Here is a 9,008-nt window from a genome sequence, read left to right on the forward strand (position 1 = left end):
TTGATTATGTACGAAGCTCTTTTAGTTGTTTTCCTTATTGTAGCCTTAGGCCTTGTAGGTCTTATTATGCTGCAGCAAGGTAAAGGCGCTGATATGGGAGCCTCCTTCGGAGCAGGCGCTTCCGCTACGCTGTTTGGTTCAAGTGGTTCTGGTAATTTCATGACCCGCATGACTGCTGTGTTAGCAACGCTGTTCTTTATCATCAGCCTGGTACTGGGTAACCTCAATACCAACAAAACCGATAAAGGAAGTGTGTGGGATAATTTAACTCAGCCAACAAAAACTGAGTCACAGCCAGCGGCACCTACCAAGCCGAGCAGCGATATCCCGCAGTAAGAAGTAGTAAGTTTAGTACGGTGAGAAGTGATTACCGTACGCAGAGTGCCGAGGTGGTGGAATTGGTAGACACGCTACCTTGAGGTGGTAGTGCCCGATTGGGCTTACGGGTTCAAGTCCCGTCCTCGGTACCAGATCCCAGCAATTCTTGCATTTAATGCAATTCTGGCGTAATATTTGCCACGTTTTCGGACGCGGGGTGGAGCAGCCTGGTAGCTCGTCGGGCTCATAACCCGAAGGTCGTCGGTTCAAATCCGGCCCCCGCAACCACTTTCCCTGAGAGTTCTTTTTCAAATATACTGTGAACACCAATTGGTGCCTCGCGAAGAATTTAGAAAAAAATTCTCCTGGACGGTGTCCGGGCCGCACTTGCGGTATACAGGGTTCAGTTATATAAAGCCCCGATTTATCGGGGTTTTTTGTTATCTGACTTCAGAATAACTGGGCTATATGCCCTTTTTTTATTTCTTGGGGGTGGGCTTGTCCACATTAGAACAAAAATTAACAGAGATGATTTCAGCACCGGTCGAGGCGCTGGGCTATGAGTTGGTAGGTATCGAATTTGTTCGAGGTCGCCAATCTACGCTGCGCATCTATATTGATAGTGAAGATGGCATCAATGTTGATGATTGTGCTGATGTCAGTCACCAGGTAAGTGCAGTACTGGATGTCGAAGACCCTATCACTGTGGCTTACAACCTGGAAGTTTCCTCACCAGGCCTTGATCGCCCAATGTTCTCAGCAGAGCACTACGTTCGCTTTACTGGCGAAGAAGTGAGCATTGTGTTGCGCATGGCCGTGCAAAACCGTCGTAAATGGCAGGGTATTATTAAAGCCGTAGAAGGTGAGATGATCACGGTCACGGTGGAAGGCAAAGATGAAGTGTTCGCGCTGAGCAACATCCAGAAAGCGAACCTGGTACCCCACTTTTAATAGTTTGGATTGAGGTGAAAACCCAGGATGAACAAAGAAATTTTGGCTGTTGTAGAAGCAGTTTCCAACGAAAAATCACTGCCGCGTGAGAAGATTTTCGAAGCGCTGGAAAGTGCACTGGCAACAGCGACCAAGAAAAAATATGAACAAGAGATCGATGTTCGCGTCAGCATCGATCGTAAAAGTGGTGACTTTGATACTTTCCGCCGCTGGGTCATCGTAGAAGAAGTGACCCAACCAACGCGTGAAATCACCCTTGATGCAGCACAATTCGAAGACCCAACATTCGATGTTGGCGGATACGTTGAAGATCAAATCGAATCGGTGACTTTCGACCGTATTACCACCCAGACTGCAAAACAGGTTATCGTACAAAAAGTACGTGAAGCTGAACGTGCGATGGTTGTTGATCAGTTCCGCGAACATGAAGGTGAGATAATCACCGGTGTCGTGAAGAAAGTTAACCGCGAGAATATCTCTTTGGATCTCGGTAGCAACGCTGAAGCGGTGATTCTGCGTGAAGACATGCTTCCGCGTGAAAATTTCCGCCCAGGTGACCGTATCCGTGGTGTGCTTTATGCTGTGCGTCCGGAAGCTCGTGGTGCTCAACTGTTTGTTAGCCGTTCCAAACCTGAAATGCTGATCGAACTGTTCCGCATTGAAGTGCCGGAAATTGGCGAAGAACTTATAGAAATCAAAGCCGCTGCTCGTGATCCAGGTTCTCGCGCAAAAATCGCCGTGAAAACCAATGATAAACGTATCGACCCAGTAGGTGCTTGTGTTGGCATGCGTGGTGCGCGTGTTCAAGCAGTCTCTACAGAACTGGGTGGTGAGCGTATTGATATCGTGTTGTGGGATGATAATCCGGCACAATTCGTTATCAATGCTATGGCTCCGGCTGACGTGGCTTCCATTGTTGTCGATGAAGACAAACATACAATGGACATCGCGGTAGAGGCAGGCAATCTGGCACAAGCTATCGGTCGTAACGGTCAGAACGTACGCCTGGCTGCACAACTGAGTGGCTGGGAACTCAACGTAATGACTGTTGATGACCTGCAAGCCAAGCATCAGGCTGAAGCACATGCGGCCATTGATACCTTTACCAAATACCTCGAGATCGACGAGGATTTCGCCACTGTATTGGTAGAAGAAGGTTTCTCCACTCTCGAAGAATTGGCATACGTGCCATTGAAAGAGTTGCTGGAAATTGATGGCCTTGATGAAGATACAGTGGAAGCATTACGTGATCGCGCCAAAAACGCCCTCACCACACTGGCATTGGCGCAGGAAGAAAGCCTGGGCGAGAACAAACCTCAAGAGGATCTGCTAAACCTCGAAGGTATGGATCGCAACCTGGCATTTAAACTCGCTTCGCGCGGTGTGAGCTCGCTTGAAGACCTGGCTGAGCAAGGTGTCGACGATCTGTCAGATATTGAAGGTTTAACCAACGAGAAGGCCGGTGAGTTGATTATGGCTGCTCGCAATATCTGCTGGTTTGGCGGCGAAGCGTAATAAACTGTAGCAGGAAGGAACAGCATGACAGATGTAACCGTAAAAGCGCTGGCCGCAGAGATTCAGACCTCCGTGGACCGCCTGGTACAGCAATTTGCTGATGCAGGGATCCCTAAGGCTGCTGATGATTCTGTCTCAGCCCAGGAAAAACAAACATTGCTGGCGCACCTGAACCGTGAACATGGTTCTGCGCCAGATAAGTTGACATTACAGCGTAAAACGCGCAGTACTTTAAATATTCCAGGTACCGGTGGGAAAAGTAAATCGGTACAAATCGAAGTCCGCAAGAAGCGCACCTTTGTGAAACGTGATCCGCAAGAGACTGAACGTCTTGCCGCGGAAGAACTCGCGCTGCGTGAAGCGGAAGAGCAAGCCCAACGTGAGGCGCAGGAAGCTGCTGATCGTCAGGCGCAAGAAAAAGCTAAACGTGATGCTGAAGAGAAAGCTAAGCGTGAAGCCGCTGATAAAGCGAAACGTGAAGCTGCGGAAAAAGACAAAGTGAGCAACCAAGACGATATGACGAAAAGCGCACAGGCCGACAAAGCCCGCCGTGAAGCCGAAGCTGCAGAGCTTAAGCGTAAAGCAGAAGAAGAAGCCCGTCGCAAGTTAGAAGAAGACGCCCGTCGTGTAGCTGAAGAGGCCCGTAAAATGGCTGAAGCTAACGCAGGTGTGTGGACGGAAGAAGAGAAAGTGGAAGACGATAAATCAGATTACCATGTCACCACCTCTCAGCATGCGCGCCAGGCTGAAGACGAAAACGACCGCGAAGTTGAAGCAGGCCGTACTCGTGCTCGTACTGCAACAGCTAAAGCACCACGCCAGAAGAAAGGTGGAAAACACGGCGAGTCTAAAGCTGACCGTGAAGAAGCTCGTGCTGCGGTTCGTGGTGGTAAAGGCAAGCGTAAACCAAGTTCTCTGCAACAAGGCTTCAACAAGCCTGTTCAGGCAGTCAACCGTGACGTCGTAATCGGCGAAACCGTTACTGTTGCAGAACTGGCAAACAAAATGGCTGTTAAAGGTTCTCAGGTCATCAAAGCGATGATGAAACTGGGTGCTATGGCAACCATTAACCAGGTCATCGACCAGGAAACCGCACAGCTGGTTGCCGAAGAGATGGGCCATAAAGTTATCCTGCGTCGTGAGAACGAGCTGGAAGAAGCGCTGATGAGCGATCGTGATACTGATGCAGTTGCAGAATCACGTGCGCCGGTTGTTACCATCATGGGTCACGTTGACCACGGTAAAACCTCTTTGCTTGACTACATTCGTTCTACTAAAGTTGCGTCCGGCGAAGCGGGTGGTATTACCCAGCATATCGGTGCATACCACGTAGAAACTGATAACGGTATGGTTACCTTCCTGGATACCCCGGGCCACGCAGCGTTTACTTCTATGCGTGCTCGTGGTGCTCAGGCGACGGATATCGTTGTTCTGGTTGTTGCCGCAGACGATGGCGTAATGCCACAAACTATCGAAGCTATCCAGCACGCGAAAGCGGCGCAGGTGCCGGTAGTTGTAGCGGTAAACAAAATCGATAAGCCAGAAGCTGATCCAGACCGCGTTAAGCAGGAACTGTCTCAGTACGGCATCATGCCAGAAGAGTGGGGCGGTGAAAGCCAGTTCATCCACGTGTCTGCTAAAGCAGGTACGGGTATCGATGAACTGCTGGATGCAATCCTGCTGCAAGCTGAAGTTCTCGAACTGAAAGCAATGCGTGAAGGCATGGCAAGCGGTGTGGTTATCGAATCCTTCCTGGATAAAGGTCGTGGTCCGGTAGCAACTGTTCTGGTTCGTGAAGGTTCTCTGAACAAAGGCGATATCGTTCTTTGTGGCTTTGAATATGGCCGTGTTCGTGCAATGCGTGACGAAATGGGTCGTGAAGTTGCAGAAGCAGGTCCGTCTATTCCTGTTGAAATCCTGGGTCTGTCCGGTGTGCCGGCAGCGGGCGACGAAGTAACCGTTGTTCGTGACGAGAAGAAAGCTCGCGAAGTTGCTCTGTATCGTCAGGGTAAATTCCGTGAAGTTAAACTGGCTCGCCAGCAGAAATCTAAACTGGAAAACATGTTCGCCAACATGACCGAAGGCGAAGTGTCCGAAGTGAATATCGTGCTGAAAGCCGACGTTCAGGGTTCTGTTGAAGCGATCAGCGATTCCTTGCTGAAACTGTCTACTGATGAAGTTAAAGTTAAAATCATCGGTTCTGGCGTAGGCGGTATCACTGAGACTGACGCAACACTGGCTGCAGCGTCTAACGCTATCCTGGTTGGCTTCAACGTCCGTGCCGATGCATCTGCACGTCGCGTCATTGAATCCGAAAGCCTGGATCTGCGTTACTACTCCGTCATCTACCATCTGATCGACGAAGTGAAAGCGGCAATGAGCGGTATGCTGTCTCCGGAACTGAAACAACAGATCCTCGGCCTGGCCGAAGTTCGCGATGTGTTCAAATCACCGAAATTTGGTGCAATCGCAGGTTGTATGGTTACCGAAGGTGTGGTCAAACGTCACAACCCAATCCGTGTACTGCGCGACAACGTGGTTATCTATGAAGGCGAGCTGGAATCCCTGCGCCGCTTTAAAGATGACGCAAACGAAGTTCGTAACGGTATGGAATGTGGTATTGGCGTGAAGAACTACAACGATGTACGTGTTGGTGATGTTATCGAAGTCTTCGAAATCATCGAAATCCAGCGTACTATCGCCTGATATCAGCCGGACAAAAGCTAATATCTTTAGGGGGGCCGAGCGCCCCCCGATTTTATGGAGAATTTATTATGGCGAAAGAATTTGGTCGCCCACAGCGTGTTTCCCAGGAGTTGCAGAAAGAGATCGCAACCATCCTGCAACGCGAAATTAAAGACCCGCGTCTGGGCATGATGACGACCGTTTCTGGTGTCGAAGTGTCACGCGATCTGGCTTATGCCAAAGTTTTTGTTACGTTCCTGAACGATAAAGACGAACAAGCCGTGAAAGAAGGCATCAAGGTTCTGCAAGATGCATCTGGCTACATTCGCTCTTTGCTGGGTAAAGCAATGCGCCTGCGTATCGTGCCTGAACTGACCTTCTTCTACGACAACTCGTTAGTTGAAGGCATGCGCATGTCTAATTTGGTTTCCAACGTCATCAGAAACGATGATGAGCGCCGTGTAAACGATACGGATGACAGCAAGGAGGATTAATGAGTCGTCCTCGTCGTCGTGGTCGTGATATCCACGGAGTACTGTTGTTAGATAAACCTCAGGGCTTATCTTCTAACGATGCATTGCAGAAAGTTAAGCGTATTTATAACGCTAACCGTGCCGGTCATACCGGAGCGCTTGACCCGCTTGCAACGGGAATGCTGCCGATTTGTCTCGGCGAAGCGACGAAGTTCTCGCGCTACTTGTTGGATTCAGATAAGCGTTACCGTGTTATTGCCCGCTTGGGGCAACGTACTGATACCTCTGATGCCGATGGCACCGTGGTTCAGGAACGTCCGGTCACCTTTACCGAACAAGAACTGGCAATGGCGTTAGAGAGTTTTCGTGGCGAAACTCAGCAAGTCCCATCGATGTACTCCGCACTGAAATATCAAGGCAAACCGCTTTATGAGTATGCGCGCCAGGGTATTGAAGTGCCGCGTGAAGCACGATCTATCACCGTCTACGAACTGTTGTTTATTCGCCACGAAGGGAATGAACTGGAACTGGAAATTCACTGCTCTAAAGGGACATATATTCGAACAATCACCGATGATTTGGGTGAGAAACTCGGATGTGGCGCCCACGTGACTTTCCTGCGCCGTCTGGCGGTGAGCAAGTATCCTGCTGAACGCATGGTGACGCTTGAGCAATTGAATGCGTTGCTTGAGCAAGCACAAGAGCAAGGTATTGAGCCATCTGTGCTGTTAGATCCACTGCTGATGCCAATGGACAGCCCTGCTTCGGATTTCCCAATCGTGAATTTGCTACCTGCTGTTGCGGGTTACTTCAAGAATGGGCAACCGGTGCAAGTGTCTGGTTGCCCAGCAGAAGGGCTCGTCCGAGTCACCGAAGGTGATGACGGCAAATTTATCGGTATGGCCGAAATTGACGATGATGGACGTGTAGCGCCCCGTCGTCTGGTCGTAGAGTATCCCGTCTGACATTTGTAGTTGCCTTGCGATAACAGGTTGCTACAGGTAAAATGGCGCGGCTTAGCATTCCCACCATTGTTTTACAGTGGTGTGAATGTGAACTGGAGTTGCTGAATTAGAGATCGGCACTCTCTCTTTTTATCTATAATTTTGGAGTTGAAAATGTCTCTAAGTGTTGAAGCTAAAGCTAAAATCGTTTCTGAGTTTGGTCGTGGTACTAACGACAGCGGTTCTACCGAAGTTCAGGTTGCACTGCTGACTGCACAGATTAACCACCTGCAAGGTCACTTTGCAGAGCACAAAAAAGATCACCACAGCCGTCGTGGTCTGCTGCGTATGGTTTCTCAGCGTCGTAAACTGCTCGACTACCTGAAGCGTAAAGATGTAGCACGTTACACCGGCCTGATCGAGCGTCTGGGTCTGCGTCGCTAAGTCTTGCGAGTTTCAGAAAAAGGGGCCTTTTAAGGCCCCTTTTTTCAACCATATGGCAGCAATTCTATGGAAACTAATGTATTGTTGCAGGGTGTGATCTTTATTGCAGAGGTTCGCGCGGCTAATGAGAGGCTTTATCCGCAGGGGCGGGTCAGGGTTGTCATTAGTCGCGAGGATGCGATTGAGATCGGGTTAAACGGAGCAAGTGCAATCACCTGCTACCAAGAATATTAAGGATATTATTTTGCTAAATCCGATTGTCCGTAAATTCCAATACGGTCAGCATACGGTCACTATTGAGACCGGTATGATGGCTCGCCAGGCTACCGCAGCAGTAATGGTAAGCATGGATGACACCGCTGTATTCGTGACCGTAGTGGGTCAGAAAAAAGCGAAATCAGGTCAAGACTTCTTCCCGCTGACTGTTAACTATCAGGAGCGTACTTACGCTGCTGGTCGTATCCCAGGTAGCTTCTTCCGTCGTGAAGGCCGTCCAAGTGAAGGCGAAACACTGATCGCGCGTCTGATTGACCGCCCAGTGCGTCCACTGTTCCCGGAAGGCTTCGTTAACGAAGTTCAGGTTATCGCAACTGTAGTTTCTGTGAACCCACAGGTTCACCCAGATATCGTTGCAATGATCGGTGCTTCTGCAGTTCTGAGCCTGTCTGGTATGCCATTCAATGGCCCAATTGGTGCAGCACGTGTTGGTTATATCAATGACCAGTATGTCCTGAACCCGACTGCTGACGAACTGAAAACCAGCAAACTGGACCTGGTTGTTGCAGGTACCGAAGGTGCTGTGCTGATGGTTGAATCCGAAGCTGAACTGCTGAGCGAAGACCAGATGCTGGGTGCTGTAGTATTCGGCCACGAACAACAGCAAATTGTTATCCAGAACATCAACTCCCTGGTTGCTGAAGCGGGCAAACCACGTTGGGACTGGCAGCCAGAAGCTGTGAACGAAGCGCTGAATGCGCGTGTTGCAGCACTTGCTGAATCTCGCCTGAGCGATGCTTACCGTATTACTGATAAGCAAGAACGTTACGCACAAGTCGACATCATCAAATCTGACGTTAACGCTGCCCTGTCAGCTGAAAACGACACCATTGATGCTGGCGAAGTCAGCGACATCTTGCACGCTATCGAGAAAAACGTTGTTCGTAGCCGCATCCTGGCGGGTGAACTGCGCATCGATGGTCGTGAAAAAGACATGATCCGTGGTCTGGATGTGCGAACTGGTGTTCTGCCACGTACTCACGGTTCTGCACTGTTCACCCGTGGTGAAACTCAGGCGCTGGTTACAGCCACTCTGGGTACCGCTCGTGATGCACAGAATCTGGATGAGTTGATGGGCGAACGTACCGACAACTTCCTGTTCCACTACAACTTCCCTCCGTACTCCGTAGGCGAAACCGGCATGGTCGGTTCACCGAAGCGTCGTGAGATTGGTCACGGTCGTCTGGCTAAGCGTGGCGTACTGGCTGTTATGCCAGAAGCTGACCGCTTCCCGTACACTGTGCGTGTAGTGTCTGAAATTACCGAATCTAACGGTTCTTCTTCCATGGCTTCCGTATGTGGTGCTTCTCTGGCACTGATGGATGCAGGCGTGCCAATCAAAGCCGCTGTAGCCGGTATTGCGATGGGTCTGGTTAAAGAAGGCGAAAACTTTGTTGTTCTG

9 protein-coding genes and 2 tRNA genes are annotated in these 9,008 nt (G+C 50.0%); all 11 read left to right on the forward strand.

The features are described 5' to 3' along the window. Positions 1-6: 6 nt before the first annotated feature. Complete coding sequence (gene secG, locus VJY99_RS04720) at positions 7-336, forward strand: preprotein translocase subunit SecG (protein ID WP_034459692.1); 330 nt, start codon at positions 7-9, stop codon at positions 334-336. A 47-nt stretch (positions 337-383) separates the two neighbouring features. Next, positions 384-470: transfer RNA gene (locus VJY99_RS04725), tRNA-Leu, on the forward strand. A gap of 59 nt (positions 471-529) precedes the next feature. Continuing rightward, positions 530-606, forward strand: a tRNA-Met gene (locus VJY99_RS04730). A gap of 210 nt (positions 607-816) precedes the next feature. Next, positions 817-1,269: a ribosome maturation factor RimP gene (gene rimP / locus VJY99_RS04735; protein ID WP_324116792.1), complete on the forward strand. Its 453-nt coding sequence runs from the start codon at positions 817-819 to the stop codon at positions 1,267-1,269. 27 nt (positions 1,270-1,296) lie between these two features. Continuing rightward, complete coding sequence (nusA, locus tag VJY99_RS04740) at positions 1,297-2,784, forward strand: transcription termination factor NusA (protein WP_324116794.1); 1,488 nt, start codon at positions 1,297-1,299, stop codon at positions 2,782-2,784. A 24-nt stretch (positions 2,785-2,808) separates the two neighbouring features. Further along, positions 2,809-5,490, forward strand: coding sequence for a translation initiation factor IF-2 (gene infB, locus VJY99_RS04745; RefSeq protein WP_324116796.1), 2,682 nt, complete (start codon positions 2,809-2,811; stop codon positions 5,488-5,490). A gap of 68 nt (positions 5,491-5,558) precedes the next feature. Beyond that, positions 5,559-5,963, forward strand: coding sequence for a 30S ribosome-binding factor RbfA (gene rbfA / locus VJY99_RS04750; protein ID WP_324116798.1), 405 nt, complete (start codon positions 5,559-5,561; stop codon positions 5,961-5,963). Beyond that, positions 5,963-6,907 carry a tRNA pseudouridine(55) synthase TruB gene (gene truB, locus VJY99_RS04755; RefSeq protein WP_324116800.1) on the forward strand — a complete coding sequence of 315 codons (945 nt, stop codon included), beginning with the start codon at positions 5,963-5,965 and terminating at the stop codon, positions 6,905-6,907. Before rbfA ends, truB begins: the two co-directional genes overlap by 1 nt. Before the next feature lie 153 nt (positions 6,908-7,060). Next, positions 7,061-7,330, forward strand: a complete 270-nt coding sequence (gene rpsO / locus VJY99_RS04760) for a 30S ribosomal protein S15 (protein ID WP_008454776.1) — start codon at positions 7,061-7,063, stop codon at positions 7,328-7,330. A gap of 66 nt (positions 7,331-7,396) precedes the next feature. Continuing rightward, positions 7,397-7,564 carry a hypothetical protein gene (locus tag VJY99_RS04765; protein ID WP_324116803.1) on the forward strand — a complete coding sequence of 56 codons (168 nt, stop codon included), beginning with the start codon at positions 7,397-7,399 and terminating at the stop codon, positions 7,562-7,564. A gap of 10 nt (positions 7,565-7,574) precedes the next feature. Further along, positions 7,575-9,008, forward strand: a 1,434-nt coding sequence (pnp, locus tag VJY99_RS04770; protein WP_324116805.1) for a polyribonucleotide nucleotidyltransferase, incomplete at its 3' end; no start/stop codon positions are given.

Source organism: Buttiauxella sp. (genome assembly GCF_035271705.1).
Taxonomy (GTDB): domain Bacteria; phylum Pseudomonadota; class Gammaproteobacteria; order Enterobacterales; family Enterobacteriaceae; genus Buttiauxella.